Genomic DNA, 16,402 nt, shown 5'->3' on the forward strand with positions numbered 1-16,402 from the left:
TCCCTTTACCTTTTTATTAATCCACAACGAAAAAAGCATTTATATTAACTTATCAATTGGTCCTTACCTACCCTCTTCCAGAATTTACAGAATGTCTCCCGTTTTTTACCCATTTGCGAATAGGTAGCAATAATCTTTTCTACAGTATCGTACAATTCTTCTGGAGTTAGATTCTCTTTCAGTAGATAACCAACTTCCGCATCTCTTCCTTTTGCTTTTCCACCAACATATAAATTGTAATGATCCTTAAACTTCATAACGCCTATGTCGCTTAACATTGGTTCACCGCACCCTATAGGGCAACCTGTATAAGCAAACTTCAGGGTAAACGGTACAGGTTTTCCCGCAAAGCGTTTATTTAATTCCTTTGCTACCGACATTCCTTCCTCTTCTTCTCCTTTGCAAAAATTGCAGGTTCTCAAACTTTTCACAAAGTTTCCAACTGGGTAACATGCTAACCCGACATTTTCAAAATTTTTTATGATTTCTTCTTTTTTATCTTCTGGGATATCTACATAGAGTTGTTGGAAGGTTGTCAACTCCAGTTCCTCATCTTCATTCATATATTTTGAGATCATCGTAAGTTGTTTTGAGTTTAGCTTTGCACCAAACCCTATTCCTCCATTTACGGCTATTTTAATTTTTTTAACATCGCTCTCCATATCATTTCTCCCTTTTAAATCCAATTATTTTTTCATTAATTACAAATACTTTACCATGGTAGGGTATAAAATTAGTGAAAATATATCTATGCACAAAAAGCAGGTACATAATGTTATCTATGCTATATTAATAACTTCTTTATCTCTTCTTTATTCCTTTCGAACCCTATCATGCTTTTTGGTTTTCTCATCCATCCTAAGAGGGACGGATGAGAAAACACAAGTGCTGGAACAATTCTGCTTCCGGTTATCTTAATTAGATCTTTTTCTTTTGATGGTTGTTTTGCTAAATCGTATTCCTTGTGAGGAATATGATGACTTTGCAAGAATTTTTTCAAATCTTGGCAATCAGAGCAAGTAGGTCTAGTGTAAACTTCAAGTTGATAGCTTTTCATCTCAAAACCCCACTCCTTTATTTTAACTTTGTTTTATTCCTTTACTTCTAAAATAAACGGATAGACGTTTACATTATCACCAAACTTAAATTCCGCCCAAATTTTGTACTTACCAGGTTTAGAAAAATGCGCATTGAACGTGGTTGTATCGTCTGAAGCTGGATGAACATGAATATATTGTTCAACCTCCTCGTCAACAATCACCACATGCCCTAAGGCACCTAGATGTGGATCTGGCTTTTCCCCATGCGTATCAAATACCAAAGGAACTTCTTCTTCAACCGCAGCATTAACATCCTCTAAGGTGACGGTCTTCCCATCAATTTCTTTTGTCCATTTATCCTCACTCTCTAGGCTTGCTTTATCTGTTTCGTTTGTTCCAATCTGCACTGGGTTTGGGACGACCTGGTACGCCTTATTTTCTGGAGTAATATCAACGAATGCTTGGTAAGTGCCTTCACTCAACTCTTGATTTACTACATATGAACCTTGTTGTTCCTTATCTGGATGTAAATGATAATACGCCTCTAAGTCATTAGAAACAATGATAAAATGCATTTCTTTTTCATGCTCTTTAGCAAGTTTAGGTGGGTTTCCATTATCAGCTTCCAATTTAATAAAAACTCTTCCATCATTGTACGTAACATTTGTATTAAGCTCTGATTCAACCTGATGGTCATGATGATGATTATGCTGCCTATGTTCCATTGTTTCTTCCTCCTTTTGAACTTCTGAAGTTTCATGATTATGGTCTAATTCTCCGCTTTGAAAAGGGTTATTTCCAGTAATTAAGCTATATGCTAGGATAACCAATATTAAATATACACTACCTAGAGAAACCCACTTTTTGATTGACATAGCTTTACTGCCCTCCCTTTAGCTTTAAACGTTGTAACCTCAAGGCATTTAGTACAACAGATACGGAGCTAAACGCCATTGCAGCTCCGGCAACCCATGGAGCCAGTAAACCAATAGCAGCAATTGGGATAGAGGCAGAATTATAGATAAACGCAAAGAACAGGTTTTGCTTAATATTTCGCATCGTTTTGTCGCTCAGTTCTACACTATCTGCCACACTGTGCAAATCTCCTCGCATAAGTGTAATATCAGCTGCCTCAATGGCTACATCTGTTCCTGTACCAATCGCCATTCCAATATCCGCAACAGCTAGAGCAGGCGCATCATTCACGCCATCACCTACCATGGCTACTTTTTTATTCATTTTTTGTAATTTCTTAATTTCATCTGCTTTTTGTTCAGGAATCACTTCTGCAATAACACGGTCAATACCGACCTGTTTACCAATTGCTTGTGCTGTCCGTTCATTATCACCTGTAAGCATAATGACTTCTAAGCCAAGCGCGTGCATTCTTTCAATAGCTGCTTTTGATGTTTCTTTCACAGTATCAGCTACGGCAATCACTCCTGCTAATTGTTGATCAACACCGATTAACATTGCTGTTTTACCATCTAATTCTAGTTTTGACATCACTTCTTCTATAGAAGTGATATCGATAGCTTGTTGTTGCATCAATTTTCTTGTACCAACAAAAACTGTTTTACCTTCTATTACAGCACGAATACCAAAGCCAGGTATCGCCTCAAATGAATCTGGTTCTTTAACCATAGTACCCATTGCTTTTGCACCTTTAACAATCGCTTCAGCAAGAGGGTGTTCAGAACTATTTTCAGCAGATGCCACTAAGGATAGTACTTCTTCCTCCGTGAATCCTTGTTGAGGAAGAACGTCTGTTAAATCTGGCTCACCTTTGGTTACTGTTCCAGTTTTATCTAAAACAATTGTATTTAATAAGCGTGTGTTCTCTAAATATTCTCCACCTTTAAATAAAACACCTAGTTCTGCAGCCCGTCCAGAACCAGCCATAACAGATGTTGGTGTCGCTAAACCAAGCGCACATGGACAAGCAATGACAAGAACTGTAATGGCAGGAACAAGTGCTGATCGTAATTCACCAGGTTCGACGATGAAGTACCAAACAAGAAAAGTCACGATTGCAATCCCTACAACAATAGGAACAAAGATACCTGATACATGGTCAGCCACTCGCTGAATATCTGCTTTACTTCCTTGTGCTTCCTCTACCACTTTTACAATTTGGGATAGCGCAGTATCTTTTCCAACTTTGGTAGCCTCAATGGTTAACATTCCATTTTTATTAATCGTTGAGCCAATGGCAATGTCGCCTATTTTTTTATCGACAGGAATACTTTCTCCTGTAATCATAGATTCATCTACAGCAGATTCACCTTTTATAATTTGCCCATCAACTGGAATTTTTTCACCTGGACGAACAATAATGGTATCTCCAACAATTACTTCTTCAATTGCTATTTCTTGTTCGACAGCATCACGTATCACTCGTGCTGTTTTAGCTTGCATGCCAAGCAATTTCTGAATAGCCTGACCTGTGCGTCCTTTGGCACGCACTTCAAAAAGCTTCCCAAGGATAACTAATGTAATAATAACTGACGCTGCTTCGAAATAGAGTACTGGCATCCCCTCTTGACCATTCATTTGCCATTCAATACCGAGAAAAATGCTATAGAAGTATGCGACAGATGTACCGAGTGCAACGAGAACGTCCATATTTGCACTTTTATTTCGTAATGCTTTATACGCACCTCGATAGAATTGTGCGCCAACAATAAATTGAACTGGAGTAGCTAATGCCAATTGTACCCATGGATTCATTAACATAACTGGTGAATAGATAAAAGAAGTAAACTTAAAATGCGTGACCATAGTCCATAACAAAGGAAACGTCAGAATAGCGGAGAAAATGAATTTCCCAGTCTGATTTCGTACTTCTTCATCCTTACTGTTGGCCGTTTCTTCTTTGGATGTTTGAGCCTTAAGCGTATACCCCAGCTTTTTTACTGCTTCAATCATATCTCCAGTTGTCACTTGGTCTTGATTATATTCAACCATGACATTCTCCAGGGCAAAGTTAACCGTAGCATTAGAAACTCCATCCATTTTAGCTAATCGTTTTTCAATTTTATTCGCACATGCTGCACAAGTCATCCCAGATATATCAAATGTTTGCTTATTATGTGCCACGCGATAACCTAATTTCTCGATTTTGTCTTCAAAATCTTGTACATTTGTTTTCTCAGGATCGTAAACAACCTTTGTTTTTTCTATCGCAAAATTGACATTGGCATCTACCACACCGTCTATCTTGTTTAGACCTTTTTCAATTTTGTTGGCACATGCTGCACAAGTCATGCCTTGAATTTGCAAACTTACTTCTTTGTTTGCTCTCATCATTGTTTTCCCTCCTAAACAAGTACCCCATAAGGGTATATATTTTTTAAAAAGAAAATCGTGCTACAGAAGCACGACCGCTCTTCTTAGGCAACATCATAGCCTTCACTTCGGTAATATCTTTCAAGTCTACCTTTTCCGGGTCAAAGGCTACGTCTACTTTTCCATCTTGCAGATGCACTTTTACAGTTTCCACACCCTTCAGTTCTCCTACATTTCCCTCAATTGAATTAACGCAATGTCCACAAGACATTCCTTGTACATTAAGTGTAACTTGTTGCATAATAATTCCTCCTTAAATGACTTTACTAGTTTTAATATATTCACATTACCATACCTATGTTAGGTATAATAAATGGTAAATTTTTGATTAAATTTGGTGATTTTTGAAAAGGTCGTTAAAACTCTTTCAAAATATCTGAATCAACTTGTCTTAACCGTTCACAATCACACAAGTGTTAATATAACTCTCTAACAAAACGTGGGAAACAAAATCTAATGCTGTTTGGGCTGCTGATATTTGATGTAATATATCATCACAATAAGTTTTTCTCGTCATCATATTTTTTATTCCTTTAATATGACCCTCAATTCTGTTCATCCTCTTAATGAAGTTTATCTTGTAAATCACTTGAATAGTTTCCACTTTCTTTTTCTTGATTGCTGCAACATGTTTCATTAGAAATCAGGATCAATTCGTCCATTCTTATACCTCCTTTAGATATAGAATTAACTGCCGATATACCGGCTTGATAAAACCAATATTACTATACCCTCGTAGGGTATGTCAACTTTTAAATAAAATGCCAGCAAATAATTACTGGCTTACAAACCGCTTTTCATTTATTTGGTGAGAAATTATACCTTTTCCCCCATACTAGATTTATTTAATGGTGAAAAAATCGTAGCCTATAATATTCAAAGCTGTCCTCATATGGACTTGTTTCAGATATGTTAGTCAGAGCTTTTAATGCTTATCCGAAGTAGATGCGCCTATCTTACATTCAGATTAATATTGGCATTATCAAATGAAAGAATACTCTTATGCATTAAAACAAAATGGTATTACTCAAAGTATGTCTCGTAAAGGCAATTGTTTAGATAACGCAGTAATTGAGAACGTCTTTGGTCTATTAAAATCGGAATTATTTTTATGTAAGAATTTGAGAGTATGGCTCAATTCAAGCGTGAGCTTGAACTCTATATCGAATACTACAATCACAAACGTATGAAAGGGAAAAATTAAAAGGATTGAGCTCGGGGCAATACCGAATTCAATCTTCCATAGCTGCTTAACTTAATATAATGTCTAACTTTTTGGGGTCACTTCATTTGGTATAAGCGCCCTTTAATGAAATAACTACTCGACTTGATTTATCTATTAGTGTGAATAATTAGCAAATGTTTCTTAAACACATTTATTGATTTTATAATTATCTAAAGCCAGTCAGTTAGTCAAGAGGGATTATAAGTTCCCTTTCTTTAACACTTACCATATTGTAATTCCCGAAGCATTTGAAAAATTTGACCTCTATGATGTGATTCATGTTCAATCAAATGGTAAACAACCCACTCAGGTGTGACGTCATAATGTTCAAGTGCTCTCGGTTTACGCCAATCGGTTAGGTCCATTGAACGAAAGTGAGAAAGAAATACTTCACGTACCTTATTGAGCCGGTAAAAATGGTCCTCTATACTTTCTCCCTCAAAGTGAGTTAAATTGCCTTCAGTTCGATGTTCTAAAGGAAATAATGAGCTAATTTCAGGATCCCAATCGGTTCCAAGTACTTCTACATATAACCAATCTGCCTCGATCAATGCAATGTGATACAAAAGAGTCCCAATTGATTGCCTTCCGACTATTTTTCTGTCAATTAAGCTTTGGCTGATTCCAGTTAATTCAGTAATAAGAGTACGTCGAACATCCGCTAAACACCATATCCATCGGCCAATCTCTTCTTCATATTCTGGTAATGAGGATACCAGTAAAGCTCTTCTCTCCAACAAGATCAACCTCCTCTAATTAAAATACTTACATTCTATTAAAAATGGATGTTTCCTTCTTTTAAATAAAGAAAATTCTTTCCGTACTTCACAAACTCCCCCTTTAGCTGAAAGAAGGCACAATTCTTTTCAAGAATTGCGCCCGATTGTTTAAAACAATATCTCAGTTCTTACACACAATTTAATCGTTTTACTGTAACTTGTTATTTACAATACCTCTGAGCTTAGGGAATTCAGAAATCATAATAAGTGTATGTAACCACACTTAAAGAACCCAAAACACTATATTCAAAGTTAATAAACTCAAACCAACCTTTGCTTACCAAAAACATCACAACAAGCATTACTAAATATGGAAAAATCATTATAAAATAAAATCCTATACCTTTTCCAAATTGGAAAAATGAGTTCCATTTATTCTCATCTTTATTAAAAACCCTTCCAAGGGGTCGCGAAAAAAAAAACAAAAGTACAGCAACATAAAGAGCAGACCCTATGATATCTAACAGAATATAAGAAATAAGAAACAAAAGTATATCCATACCTACCACCTTTAATCTTATGTCACACTCGTGCCAGTTGCCCCTTTTTATTCCGGTGTGCTCCAAAATAAAAATCCTACCTACGAAAAAAATCACCAAAACAATTAATATAATGTTGCAGAAACGTATAATAAAATCTTTCCGAATAGATTCCTTTTGCTAAACAAATATAAAATCAAAGTAATAACTAAAAATATTAAGCCAGTTATCATTGTGACATTATCGTTAACCAATGTACCTCCGACCAAAAAAAAACAGCCATGGAAATAATGCTCACAATCAAACTTATGAAAGAAATAATCCCATATTTCTTCGTTCATTTGTCAAAATATATCGCCCCCCAATTACCATTAATTTTAATATATACTATGCAACAATCTGGCCCTTAACATCAAAAAGCACTTACCTTTATTTTCAAGATAAGCGCCCTTTAATGGAAGATCGTTCAACAGTATTAAGAGCCTTCTAGTCACTTAACTATTACAGATAAGCCCCCTTTTGTTTAAGCAGAATACTTCACAAAACTTCTTTGAAACAAATGTTTATTGTAATATGGCAGTCAACGGATTACGTTGTTTAATCTCTTGTATTGATAGGTTTAAACTATAGTTCCCATGATCGAGAAGTTGATTAAGAAGAAGATTCAATTGATTTTGGGATTTAACTTTTATTTTTAAATGGTAACAGCCTTCTCCAGATACTCGGTGAGCTTCAACTACCTCTTTTCGATCTTTAATAAAACGAATAAAAGCAGCATGATTAGCTGTTTTAATATGAACAATGACAAACGCTGTATAAAAAAGCCCGAGTTTCATTTCATCGATTATTAGGGAGTAGGCTTTAATTACACCACTTTCCTCAAGTTTTTTAATACGATTCCCTACTGCTTGTCCAGTCATATGAATTTGTCCTCCCAAGTCCTTCCATTGAATACGTGAATTTTCGGTTAGTAACCGTAGAATCTGAAAATCAATTTGATCAATTTCCATAATAAATTCCTTTCACCGTGAAATTATTTGATATAAAAGTTTTTCATCAAAGTATCGATAAAAACCAAGATATTATTTATCATTTTATTATAATAAATTTTTTAATGAGGTGAAAAAAATGAGCACAGCTTTAATCATTGTCGATATTCAAAATGACTATTTTCCAAATGGAAAGATGGAATTAAGCAACCCCGTAAAAGCAGCCTCTAATGCTGCTAAAGTTCTTGAATGGTTTAGACAGAATAACAAAGATAATATTTTTCATGTCCAACATATTGCAAGTAATCCAGGTTTAGGATTCTTTCTTCCAAATACGGAGGGAGTTCAACTAAATGAAACTGTTTTACCATTAGAACACGAAAGTATTATCATAAAACATGCACCTAACAGCTTTTTTAAAACCGAACTAGAGCGCAAATTAAGAGAAAAAAGAGTGACCAAGCTAGTGATTGTAGGTATGATGACGCATATGTGTATTGATGCCACAGTCAGAGGTGCTGTAGAGCTAGGCTTTGAAACTACTCTTATTGAAGATGCATGTGCGACAAGGGGATTATCTTATCAAGATAAGGTCGTGCCAGCTGAACAGGTTCATTTTGCGTTTGTCAGTGCACTTAATGGTATGTATGCCAACGTAATATCAACTGAGGATTTCCTGCAACAAGAAGCTAACACAATCTTGAAGAACAAATAATTCAATACAAATGGGGGGTTGTTTAAAAAGAATCTCCCTTTTTGCTGTTGTTTAAACTAATTAATAAGGTATCCTTCTTCAACTGCAACCGTTAGCTTAAGTGTAACTTCCCACAAATAATCTTTAATCAGGATATCTACTGTCCTTAATTCCTCAACAATATGGCCCTATTGATCAATACCAATTATTTCAAAATCATTCGCTCAACTCAATCTTTTTTCTGTAAAAAAGGACGTTTACCTTATTTCAGATAAGCGTCGATTGTTTAATAAAAATTAGGATAACAGTAAAAGTGTACTGAAACTCATGAATTAAGAAAACTTTTTACAGCAGCTAAGAAGGCTGGTAAATTAGCATCATGCACAAAGTGCCCAGCATCTTCTATCGTCACCAATTCGCAATTCGGGATGCGCTCAGAAACTTCCTGTAATTTGTTTTGAGGAATATGACTGGACTCACCGCCTATAATTAGAGTCGGCATGATAATGTCGGTAAGACGCGCCCACCATTCGGGATTGGGTTCATTAAGTTGCTGTAGAATCGAAGACACAACAAGCCAATCAAACGGTAGGGGATCAGAAGGTTTGGAAGGAACTTCGATCGGCTTATCCGGAAAAGGAGGAGGAGTGTCTTCAATAATCAACCGTTCTATCCTTGACGGAAATGTTTCCGAGAAAAGATAGGATACTGTTCCCCCCATGGAATGACCAATTAGCGTAAATCGTTCTAAATTCATAGCATTCGCAAAATGAAGCAAGTCATCGGACATCAGTTCAAAAGAATATGTACTAGTTCTCGCACTCCCACCGTGACCCCGTTGATCTAAAGCTAAAACGCGATATTTTTCTCCTAATACAGCAGCCACTTGATCCCATGATTCTGCACTTTTTCCCAGCGCGTGAAGTGCAACAAGCGGTGGTGCGGAAGGTTCTCCACTCTCGCGATATTGAAAAGTGAGCCCATTCAATTCAATTTGATTTACTAGGGTTTCCATCTCCGATCATCTCCTATGGTGGGTTTCGTCATTTGAAACCCGATTTATTTAATGTCCATACCTATATATTTCAGCGAGTGTGTGAATATTCCCTGCTCATCTTCAACAATATGGTCCTTTAATTGAACAAGGTAGGAAACGGAGTTCCCTCAGATTTTTTTATAAACTTCTTCATAGGAAATTTTAACTGCTCACGTAATTCCTTTTTTTCTTCCTCTAACTTCTTAACCTTACGTTTTTAATGAAGCAATCATAGCTTCTTTGGTGTTTTTTTATCCATTTCACGTTTGATTTGCTTTGCAGTTGGGACTTGTGCTTGTTGCATACATAAAGATTTCGATTCGCTCTCTAATTTCTGTGTTATTGTATAGTGCCGCTTTACTAACTCCTGCCTCTTGAGCAACACTGTTAAAATTCAAGCTTTCTTTGGCCTATATAAGGCGTTTTATTGAAGTATGTTTTGATTTAATCTCAAAACATGCTAAAAAAATACTCTTCTTAAAGTAAAGCATCCGATCGTAATATAAGGTTAGCCAGATTTTTCTGGTTGACCTTTTTAGATAAGTCATATGATAAAAAACGTGAAGTAGGAAAACCCTTCAGAGTAGCAATTATTGCCTGTGTTAATAAGCTTTTAAATTGGTTACTCCTTACTAAAAAACAGAACTACTTTCAAGGATATAGATTAGGAACTATATCTATCTAAATACAACAAAACCCTCCAAAAGTGAGAAAGTGGAAGGTTATTTGGCATGATCTATTTTAATATGTCATTGTTGTTTGAAATATTTTAATGAAAAATGTTGACAAACTATAAGCTGGTTTAGTTCAATAAGAATGCACAAAATAATAATAGTCGGTTTTTTATTAATGGATTAATGAAGCTCTCAAATCACTAACACCATTTTCCAAATAGCACTTTAAACAAGTTAGCATATAAACCCAACCTTCTTTTTGTCCTAGCATTTTGTTTACTATTTCAGGGTCATCTTCATTAAGACCTGATTCGTTCACCTCAATAATTGTTCTCGCATTATCCAACTCTTTCAGTGTAATTATAACAACTGTTTCTTCATCAGATTCTCCGCCCCATGAAAACACGATTTTCTTATTTTTTTCGACTTCTAATACATGTATAATACCTTCTGCTTCGTATTCATCATATCTTAATGTAATGGTCTTGCCCTGTTCCCATCTTTCAGAACTCGATGAGAACCAAAAGTTTCCGATTTTGAAAGGGTCTACTATGGCTTCAAAAACCTCATTTGCTTGCTTATATATTTTAAATTTCGTAGTTACTTGGGTATCCATAACAAAATCAACTCTCTTTCAGAATATTTAATACTTGTTCTATTATATCCTACGGTACTCTTTCTTTACATTAATGCTTCTTATTTAACTAAACTGCATCTTTACTTTAAGTATATCATCAAGCAAAGTCCTATTCTTTAAATCCTGCATACCTAAAACATTAAACTGACTTTTGAAATCCAGCCCCTTGCTAGTCTTATCTTTTTTTACATTAAATAACACCTTCCTGTATTTGCTAATATCATTGAAAAATGGTATGATGAATATAATTATTTTTGTTCGGTGTAAAATTGAGAGAGAGGAAATCTCTTCTAAGGAATTTTTTGTCTTAAAATCGTATGTTTGAACAAGGGTAGTAATACATTTGTGGTAACCCCACAACAGGAGACGATAACATGGAAACAGGTACAGTAAAATGGTTTAACGCAGAAAAAGGTTTTGGATTTATCGAGCAAGAAGGCGGAGAAGATGTATTCGTACATTTCAGCGCAATTCAAAGCGAAGGCTTCAAATCTTTAGACGAAGGTCAAAAAGTAACATTTGACATCGAACAAGGTCAACGTGGTCTTCAAGCAGCTAACGTTAACAAAGCATAATTACTATAGAAAAAAGACTCCATCTAGGAGTCTTTTTTTCATTAACGGTAAGGACACATTATCTTCACTAATGAAAGGGATTGAGATTATGAGCGTAGAAATGTTTCGTATCGGGGAAATGGTAAATATAAAAAGGACGAAAGAGCAAGTGATTATATCAAAAAGCCAGTATGTAAAAAATATGAAAAGATACTCTTATGTCGTTAATAAATATCCTGGTACATTTTTCTTTGAAGAAGAATTGATGAAGCGCGAAAAGAATTAAGTTCTTGCATCTGTAATCAGTGATTCTATTTTTATGCTAAAATTATAGTATCAATCAATTTTGGAGAGATGTTCGATGATCAGTAAAGTAAAGGATAAAACAGTTTACCAATCACTAGTGGATACGTCTACTAAATTATTTGAGTTGTTAACTAAAAACTTAGATGTCAATTCTGCATATATAGCCAAAAAAGTAGGCAATAAAATGACTGTTATTAATTCCTATAATAAAGTGGAATTTATCATACCAGACGATATTGCTGTTGATTATCAAGAATCGAATTGCAAACTTGTATTAGAAAATAATGAACCTGCGAAAACCGTGATGAATTTAATGGCTGATGAAGAAACAAAAAAGCGAAAAATCACCGATGAGCTTGGTGTGAAAGCCTTTATTGGTGTTCCGTTAAATCGCACAGATGGATCAAACTTCGGCACGCTCTGTTTAATGGATAAAGATGAGAAAACCTTTACCAATGAACAAGTGGAAATGGTCCAGTCCATTGCCGATGTCCTCTCCTATATTATTGAACTCGATGACCTTTATGAAGATATTGATTTACTCAGCGTACCCATCATTCCGATATCAAAAGGGATTGCTATCTTGGCACTACAAGGCAACGTCAACGATAAAAGGGAAAGAAAAATTCTTGAGGATACATTAAATTATACATTAAGCCATAAAATTTCTTCTTTTCTCATCGACTTATCTGAAATGCAAATCTCTAATTATGAATTTTCCGACGCACTTAATCGATTAGTCTCTGCTCTTAAACTTATGGGCGTGAAGGTAATGCTTTCGGGTATTCCAACCGCACTTGCTAGCTCAACAAGAATGAGAGACCAATTCCAAGATTTAGAAGTGAGATTTGTCAGAAGTATTGAAGACGGACTAAAAAAATTAGGTTATCAAATTGTGGAACGTGAAGAAGAGCAGTAACTCCTACTGCTCTTCTTCACGTTCCCCATGTCTTAACCTTCCTATTATTAGAAGAAAGCCTCCGCTCCCCTCTTTGACAGCAAGACCATCATAGTCCTTCCCACTTTTATAAGCTAAATATCTCCATACCTCTTTAATGACCTTGTTTAGAATCTACCTCTTCCTACTAACCTTCCTTGTGCGTATCAATTAAATGGTTAAAAAGTAGTTTAAGTGTACAAGCACTAAATGCATCCTTTGCATAAAACTATTAGAAAAGGAGGTATTTTCATATGGTAAAAATATATATCGATCCTGGTCATGGTGGTACTGACCCTGGAGCAGTAGGTAATGGTTTACAGGAAAAGAACCTTACACTACAAATAGCTACAAAGGTAAGAGATTTATTACTAGGATATAGTAATGCTGAGGTACGAATGAGCCGAACAGGTGACCAAACCGTTTCTCTTGTCCAAAGAACAAACGATGCCAACGCTTGGGGAGCCAATTACTTCTTATCCATTCATATTAATGCCGGTGGTGGTACTGGCTATGAGGATTATATCTACCCTGGATCCGGCACACCTACAACAACCTATCAAAATATCATCCATGAAGAAATAATGAAAGTCGTTACCTTCGCCGATCGTGGCAGAAAGCAAGCCAATTTTCATGTTTTAAGAGAAAGCAATATGCCCGCCATTTTAACAGAGAACGGATTTATTGACACAGTTGCTGATGCTAACAAATTAAAACAAGCATCATTTATTCAAGCCATTGCCCAAGGACATGTAAATGGACTCGTACGTGCCTTCAACCTGGTTCCATCAGGAGGAGCTATCTATCATACAGTTGTCAGCGGAGATACTGTATACGCCTTATCACAAAGGTATGGAAGCACAATTGCACAAATCCGAAACTGGAATGGATTAGACGCTAATTATACGATTTATCCTGGGCAAGTCTTGCGGGTGAAATAAAAGACAGAATGGAAGTTGGGCCCCCATTCAAAGGGGACCATTCTTTTTATACTTTCAAACTAGATGCCTTTTTAAGTGAACATTTAAAAACCTACACTTTACATATAAAATGATTTATATTAATATTGTTAACGAAAACCGATATCGTTATTAGAAAACAAAGGGAGTCCTTATGGTTGGAAAACAATAAGATATTAAGGAAGTTATTTTTAGGCTTTATCCACATTCATGTTTTACATCATGCCAAAGAGCATCCCATATATGGAAGCTGGATGTTAGACGAATTAAGAGAACATGGTTATACCATTAGCGCAGGTACACTATACCCTATATTCCACGGAATGGAAGCTGATGGTTTATTGTTAAAAGAGGACCAATTGGTAGATGGAAAAATAAGAAAATATTATCGCATTACTGAAAAAGGTGAAGCTATTTTAATTGAAGCAAGAGCAAAAGCCTATGAATTATTCAAAGAAATTAAAGAGTAAAGGAGTCCTGCATGCAATACTTTAAAAAACTACTTGAGATTTTCATTGTATCAACAAGACTTGGTTTCACATCCTTTGGAGGACCAGTCGCACATTTAGGTTATTTTCATCAGGAATATGTTCGAAAAAGAAAATGGATGGACGAAAAAAGTTATGCTGATCTCGTAGCATTAAGTCAATTTCTACCTGGTCCAGCAAGCAGTCAAGTCGGAATTGGCATTGGTGTCATGAGAGGTGGCGTTTTAGGTGGGATTGTATCTTTTATTGGCTTTACAATGCCCTCAGTTATTGCTCTTATTTTATTCGCTTATTTTGCTCAACAGCTTGGTCTAATGGAATTTGGCATCATCCAAGGGTTGAAAATAGTTGCTGTAGTCATTGTTGCTCATGCCATTTTAGGGATGGCTAAGAGTTTAACCCCTGACTTGACTAGAAAATCAATCGCTTTATTCGCGCTTTTGATCACCTTACTGATTCCCCATAACCTATCGCAGATTGGGGTCATTCTGGTAGCTGGATTGCTTGGTTATTTTATGTTTAGTAAAAAAGAGGAGCATGACGGTTTATCATTACAAGTACCGTTATCAAAGAAGATAGGATTGGTTTGTTTAAGTTTATTTTTCGGGCTTTTAACCATCCTTCCGATTTTAAGCAGTTTAATTTCAAGTACTTGGCTAAGTATGGTTGACAGTTTCTACCGAGCTGGTGCATTGGTATTTGGAGGAGGACATGTAGTTCTTCCCTTATTAGAAAGAGAATTTGTTCCTACTGGATTTATTAGTGAAGAAGCCTTTTTATCTGGTTATGCCGCTGCGCAGGCTGTGCCTGGTCCACTATTTACCTTTGCAGCATTTATTGGCGCTGATATGAATGGTTGGTTAGGAGGCATGATTGCAACATTTTCTATCTTTTTACCTGCCATACTGCTTATCTTTGGTGTCTTACCCTTTTGGCATGCATTAAGGAAGAATCATCACATAAGAGGAGCATTTATTGCCATTAACGCTGCTGTTGTTGGAATACTAATATCAGCCTTTTATATGCCCATATGGACGAGTGCTATTATTACGCCATTAGATTTTTCCTTAGCAGCCATATTATTCTTTATGTTGGTTTATTGGAAACTCCCCCCGTGGCTCATTGTTTTAGCTGGCGCACTAGGGGGCGTATTGATAGAAATGACTTGAACACCTTTAAGCCGTTATTATAAAATAACGGTTTACTTTATTTTTGCTTTATCTTCAATTGATTTTCTAGCTCCGTTACACGATGCTCTAGTTTCTGCCTTTCATCAAGCTCCATTCTTAATTTTTCCTCTATCAATTTTCCGTTTTTTAAATACCTTTTTATGACCTTACTCGCTGCTACAAATACAATGATAAGTAAGGTAGGAATGATAAGAACAAATGTCAATATTATGATTCCATTAACCAATGAAAACATATCCCCAAACCCCATGGCTTCTACTCCCAACTAAATGAAAATCTTATTGCTTAATTAGTATATAGGACACCTTTTCATATAGCCACTCTTTATTTTCCACAAAGGTTTTCCTAAATATATTAGAAACAACTAATAGCATAAACTGAAACTTCAGCTAATAAAAATTTGTTACCATATTCATTAACTTCTATTCCACCAAATACGTTAACAGTAACACACGCACCTCATCGTACAGCATATATTCATCTAAAAAATGAGGATAATCTCTCATTACCCGTTTTAAAAACTCATATGTAGGGAACTGCTCAAAAAAGTTGGATGTCAATAATGATACTTGCCTTTGTGAAAGCTGATCTTGGCGGTTATTGGCAACGTAACTTAGACTACCTGCTATATTCATCCAGTATGTATGTAAATCTACAGTTAAATCCTCTAATGGATACGAATCACCAAAATCATTATCGATCTTTGTTAAGTCTTCAAATGGCATGGGATGATATAGATTTTCCCTTTTTTCCATTAACTGTTCGAATATTGTTTGTTTATTGATATGCCCACCACCGATTAGACGCTATTTGTTAACACAGGGATAATAAAGGTTTCTATCGAGAGCTACTTTTCCCAGTATCAAAAGAACCACTGATAAAAGAAAAAACCCCCAATAACAATAATTACGAGTAAGAGTAAATCCTTCCAGCCCATCCCACTTATATCAGGTGACGGACTCTGACTTTTATTAATGCTATCATTTAGCGTAACTGTGGGTTGATTCTCCTCCTGCTTCTTTCTATCTTCTGATGGCATTCCTACACCCCTTTTGTTTCACACTTTA

Annotated in this window: 21 protein-coding genes and 2 pseudogenes; 8 read left to right on the top strand and 15 right to left on the bottom strand. The window is 35.8% G+C overall.

Features of this window, described 5'->3' with window-relative positions; genetic code table 11:
• Positions 1-44: 44 nt before the first annotated feature.
• The 6 genes from LG276_RS21000 to LG276_RS21025 all read right to left on the bottom strand — a co-directional run bounded on the left by LG276_RS21000 (position 45) and on the right by LG276_RS21025 (position 4,947).
• Positions 45-662, bottom strand: coding sequence for a nitrite reductase (locus LG276_RS21000; RefSeq protein ID WP_251162483.1), 618 nt, complete (start codon positions 660-662; stop codon positions 45-47).
• Positions 663-784: 122 nt separating this feature from the next.
• Complete coding sequence (locus tag LG276_RS21005) at positions 785-1,057, bottom strand: glutaredoxin domain-containing protein (RefSeq protein ID WP_224937258.1); 273 nt, start codon at positions 1,055-1,057, stop codon at positions 785-787.
• A gap of 33 nt (positions 1,058-1,090) precedes the next feature.
• Positions 1,091-1,915, bottom strand: coding sequence for a hypothetical protein (locus LG276_RS21010; protein ID WP_251162215.1), 825 nt, complete (start codon positions 1,913-1,915; stop codon positions 1,091-1,093).
• A gap of 4 nt (positions 1,916-1,919) precedes the next feature.
• The gene (locus LG276_RS21015) at positions 1,920-4,346 is read right to left on the bottom strand and encodes a heavy metal translocating P-type ATPase (protein WP_251162484.1); all 2,427 of its coding nucleotides are present in this window, start codon (positions 4,344-4,346) and stop codon (positions 1,920-1,922) included.
• Positions 4,347-4,392: 46 nt separating this feature from the next.
• Entirely contained in the window at positions 4,393-4,629 is a 237-nt protein-coding gene (locus tag LG276_RS21020) for a copper ion binding protein (protein WP_373370925.1), read from the bottom strand.
• 150 nt (positions 4,630-4,779) lie between these two features.
• Positions 4,780-4,947: a metal-sensing transcriptional repressor gene (locus LG276_RS21025; protein WP_251162216.1), complete on the bottom strand. Its 168-nt coding sequence runs from the start codon at positions 4,945-4,947 to the stop codon at positions 4,780-4,782.
• A 230-nt stretch (positions 4,948-5,177) separates the two neighbouring features.
• Between LG276_RS21025 and LG276_RS21030 the strand changes: the two are divergent.
• Positions 5,178-5,642, top strand: a pseudogene (locus tag LG276_RS21030) (transposase); the annotation flags it as partial.
• A gap of 186 nt (positions 5,643-5,828) precedes the next feature.
• Here LG276_RS21030 and LG276_RS21035 read toward each other — a convergent pair.
• From LG276_RS21035 to LG276_RS21045, 3 genes are all read right to left on the bottom strand, one after another.
• Complete coding sequence (locus LG276_RS21035; protein WP_224937262.1) at positions 5,829-6,353, bottom strand: DinB family protein; 525 nt, start codon at positions 6,351-6,353, stop codon at positions 5,829-5,831.
• 230 nt (positions 6,354-6,583) lie between these two features.
• Positions 6,584-6,892, bottom strand: a complete 309-nt coding sequence (locus LG276_RS21040; RefSeq protein ID WP_251162217.1) for a hypothetical protein — start codon at positions 6,890-6,892, stop codon at positions 6,584-6,586.
• A gap of 542 nt (positions 6,893-7,434) precedes the next feature.
• Positions 7,435-7,881 carry an Lrp/AsnC family transcriptional regulator gene (locus tag LG276_RS21045; protein WP_251162218.1) on the bottom strand — a complete coding sequence of 149 codons (447 nt, stop codon included), beginning with the start codon at positions 7,879-7,881 and terminating at the stop codon, positions 7,435-7,437.
• 118 nt (positions 7,882-7,999) lie between these two features.
• Between LG276_RS21045 and LG276_RS21050 the strand changes: the two genes are divergently transcribed.
• Positions 8,000-8,575: a cysteine hydrolase family protein gene (locus LG276_RS21050; RefSeq protein WP_251162219.1), complete on the top strand. Its 576-nt coding sequence runs from the start codon at positions 8,000-8,002 to the stop codon at positions 8,573-8,575.
• A gap of 304 nt (positions 8,576-8,879) precedes the next feature.
• Here LG276_RS21050 and LG276_RS21055 read toward each other — a convergent pair whose 3' ends face one another.
• The 3 genes and pseudogenes from LG276_RS21055 to LG276_RS21065 all read right to left on the bottom strand — a co-directional run bounded on the left by LG276_RS21055 (position 8,880) and on the right by LG276_RS21065 (position 10,880).
• Complete coding sequence (locus LG276_RS21055) at positions 8,880-9,569, bottom strand: alpha/beta fold hydrolase (protein WP_251162220.1); 690 nt, start codon at positions 9,567-9,569, stop codon at positions 8,880-8,882.
• 149 nt (positions 9,570-9,718) lie between these two features.
• Positions 9,719-10,000, bottom strand: a pseudogene (locus LG276_RS21060) (DUF6262 family protein); the annotation flags it as partial.
• 436 nt (positions 10,001-10,436) lie between these two features.
• Positions 10,437-10,880 carry an SRPBCC family protein gene (locus LG276_RS21065; protein ID WP_251162221.1) on the bottom strand — a complete coding sequence of 148 codons (444 nt, stop codon included), beginning with the start codon at positions 10,878-10,880 and terminating at the stop codon, positions 10,437-10,439.
• A gap of 395 nt (positions 10,881-11,275) precedes the next feature.
• Here LG276_RS21065 and LG276_RS21070 point away from each other — a divergent pair, with 395 nt between their 5' ends.
• The 6 genes from LG276_RS21070 (at position 11,276) to chrA (ending at position 15,314) form a co-directional block, all read left to right on the top strand.
• Positions 11,276-11,476, top strand: a complete 201-nt coding sequence (locus LG276_RS21070; RefSeq protein WP_095371726.1) for a cold-shock protein — start codon at positions 11,276-11,278, stop codon at positions 11,474-11,476.
• Between the two features lie 88 nt (positions 11,477-11,564).
• Complete coding sequence (locus LG276_RS21075; RefSeq protein ID WP_224937267.1) at positions 11,565-11,741, top strand: hypothetical protein; 177 nt, start codon at positions 11,565-11,567, stop codon at positions 11,739-11,741.
• 75 nt (positions 11,742-11,816) lie between these two features.
• Positions 11,817-12,680, top strand: coding sequence for a GAF domain-containing protein (locus LG276_RS21080; RefSeq protein ID WP_251162222.1), 864 nt, complete (start codon positions 11,817-11,819; stop codon positions 12,678-12,680).
• 272 nt (positions 12,681-12,952) lie between these two features.
• The gene (locus LG276_RS21085; protein ID WP_251162223.1) at positions 12,953-13,639 is read left to right on the top strand and encodes an N-acetylmuramoyl-L-alanine amidase; all 687 of its coding nucleotides are present in this window, start codon (positions 12,953-12,955) and stop codon (positions 13,637-13,639) included.
• Positions 13,640-13,815: 176 nt separating this feature from the next.
• Positions 13,816-14,127: a PadR family transcriptional regulator gene (locus tag LG276_RS21090; RefSeq protein ID WP_251162224.1), complete on the top strand. Its 312-nt coding sequence runs from the start codon at positions 13,816-13,818 to the stop codon at positions 14,125-14,127.
• Between the two features lie 11 nt (positions 14,128-14,138).
• Positions 14,139-15,314 (top strand): chromate efflux transporter, encoded by a 1,176-nt coding sequence (gene chrA, locus LG276_RS21095; RefSeq protein WP_251162225.1) that lies wholly within the window; start codon positions 14,139-14,141, stop codon positions 15,312-15,314.
• Between the two features lie 37 nt (positions 15,315-15,351).
• Here the strand turns inward: chrA and LG276_RS21100 are convergent, their stop codons facing one another.
• The 3 genes from LG276_RS21100 to LG276_RS21110 form a co-directional block, all read right to left on the bottom strand.
• The gene (locus LG276_RS21100; RefSeq protein WP_251162226.1) at positions 15,352-15,585 is read right to left on the bottom strand and encodes a hypothetical protein; all 234 of its coding nucleotides are present in this window, start codon (positions 15,583-15,585) and stop codon (positions 15,352-15,354) included.
• A 172-nt stretch (positions 15,586-15,757) separates the two neighbouring features.
• Positions 15,758-16,060, bottom strand: a complete 303-nt coding sequence (locus tag LG276_RS21105) for a YxiJ-like family protein (RefSeq protein WP_251162227.1) — start codon at positions 16,058-16,060, stop codon at positions 15,758-15,760.
• A gap of 137 nt (positions 16,061-16,197) precedes the next feature.
• A complete protein-coding gene (locus LG276_RS21110) occupies positions 16,198-16,374 on the bottom strand; it encodes a DUF6366 family protein (protein WP_251162228.1) in 177 nt (58 codons plus the stop codon).
• Positions 16,375-16,402: the final 28 nt, after the last annotated feature.

The organism is Cytobacillus kochii (genome assembly GCF_044790165.1).
GTDB lineage: Bacteria > Bacillota > Bacilli > Bacillales > Cytobacillaceae > Cytobacillus > Cytobacillus kochii.

What these genes read in the sequence shown, in the direction of transcription:
- LG276_RS21025 (WP_251162216.1), bottom strand. Translation starts at nt 4,947, where the DNA reads ATGAACAGAATTGAGGGTCATATTAAAGGAATAAAAAATATGATGACG.
- LG276_RS21000 (WP_251162483.1), bottom strand. Translation starts at nt 662, where the DNA reads ATGGAGAGCGATGTTAAAAAAATTAAAATAGCCGTAAATGGAGGAATA.
- LG276_RS21020 (WP_373370925.1), bottom strand. Translation starts at nt 4,629, where the DNA reads ATGCAACAAGTTACACTTAATGTACAAGGAATGTCTTGTGGACATTGC.
- chrA (WP_251162225.1), top strand. Translation starts at nt 14,139, where the DNA reads ATGCAATACTTTAAAAAACTACTTGAGATTTTCATTGTATCAACAAGA.
- LG276_RS21070 (WP_095371726.1), top strand. Translation starts at nt 11,276, where the DNA reads ATGGAAACAGGTACAGTAAAATGGTTTAACGCAGAAAAAGGTTTTGGA.
- LG276_RS21075 (WP_224937267.1), top strand. Translation starts at nt 11,565, where the DNA reads ATGAGCGTAGAAATGTTTCGTATCGGGGAAATGGTAAATATAAAAAGG.
- LG276_RS21045 (WP_251162218.1), bottom strand. Translation starts at nt 7,881, where the DNA reads ATGGAAATTGATCAAATTGATTTTCAGATTCTACGGTTACTAACCGAA.
- LG276_RS21005 (WP_224937258.1), bottom strand. Translation starts at nt 1,057, where the DNA reads ATGAAAAGCTATCAACTTGAAGTTTACACTAGACCTACTTGCTCTGAT.
- LG276_RS21110 (WP_251162228.1), bottom strand. Translation starts at nt 16,374, where the DNA reads ATGCCATCAGAAGATAGAAAGAAGCAGGAGGAGAATCAACCCACAGTT.
- LG276_RS21085 (WP_251162223.1), top strand. Translation starts at nt 12,953, where the DNA reads ATGGTAAAAATATATATCGATCCTGGTCATGGTGGTACTGACCCTGGA.
- LG276_RS21080 (WP_251162222.1), top strand. Translation starts at nt 11,817, where the DNA reads ATGATCAGTAAAGTAAAGGATAAAACAGTTTACCAATCACTAGTGGAT.
- LG276_RS21055 (WP_251162220.1), bottom strand. Translation starts at nt 9,569, where the DNA reads ATGGAAACCCTAGTAAATCAAATTGAATTGAATGGGCTCACTTTTCAA.
- LG276_RS21040 (WP_251162217.1), bottom strand. Translation starts at nt 6,892, where the DNA reads ATGGATATACTTTTGTTTCTTATTTCTTATATTCTGTTAGATATCATA.
- LG276_RS21065 (WP_251162221.1), bottom strand. Translation starts at nt 10,880, where the DNA reads ATGGATACCCAAGTAACTACGAAATTTAAAATATATAAGCAAGCAAAT.
- LG276_RS21050 (WP_251162219.1), top strand. Translation starts at nt 8,000, where the DNA reads ATGAGCACAGCTTTAATCATTGTCGATATTCAAAATGACTATTTTCCA.
- LG276_RS21010 (WP_251162215.1), bottom strand. Translation starts at nt 1,915, where the DNA reads ATGTCAATCAAAAAGTGGGTTTCTCTAGGTAGTGTATATTTAATATTG.
- LG276_RS21015 (WP_251162484.1), bottom strand. Translation starts at nt 4,346, where the DNA reads ATGAGAGCAAACAAAGAAGTAAGTTTGCAAATTCAAGGCATGACTTGT.
- LG276_RS21105 (WP_251162227.1), bottom strand. Translation starts at nt 16,060, where the DNA reads ATGCCATTTGAAGACTTAACAAAGATCGATAATGATTTTGGTGATTCG.
- LG276_RS21100 (WP_251162226.1), bottom strand. Translation starts at nt 15,585, where the DNA reads ATGGGGTTTGGGGATATGTTTTCATTGGTTAATGGAATCATAATATTG.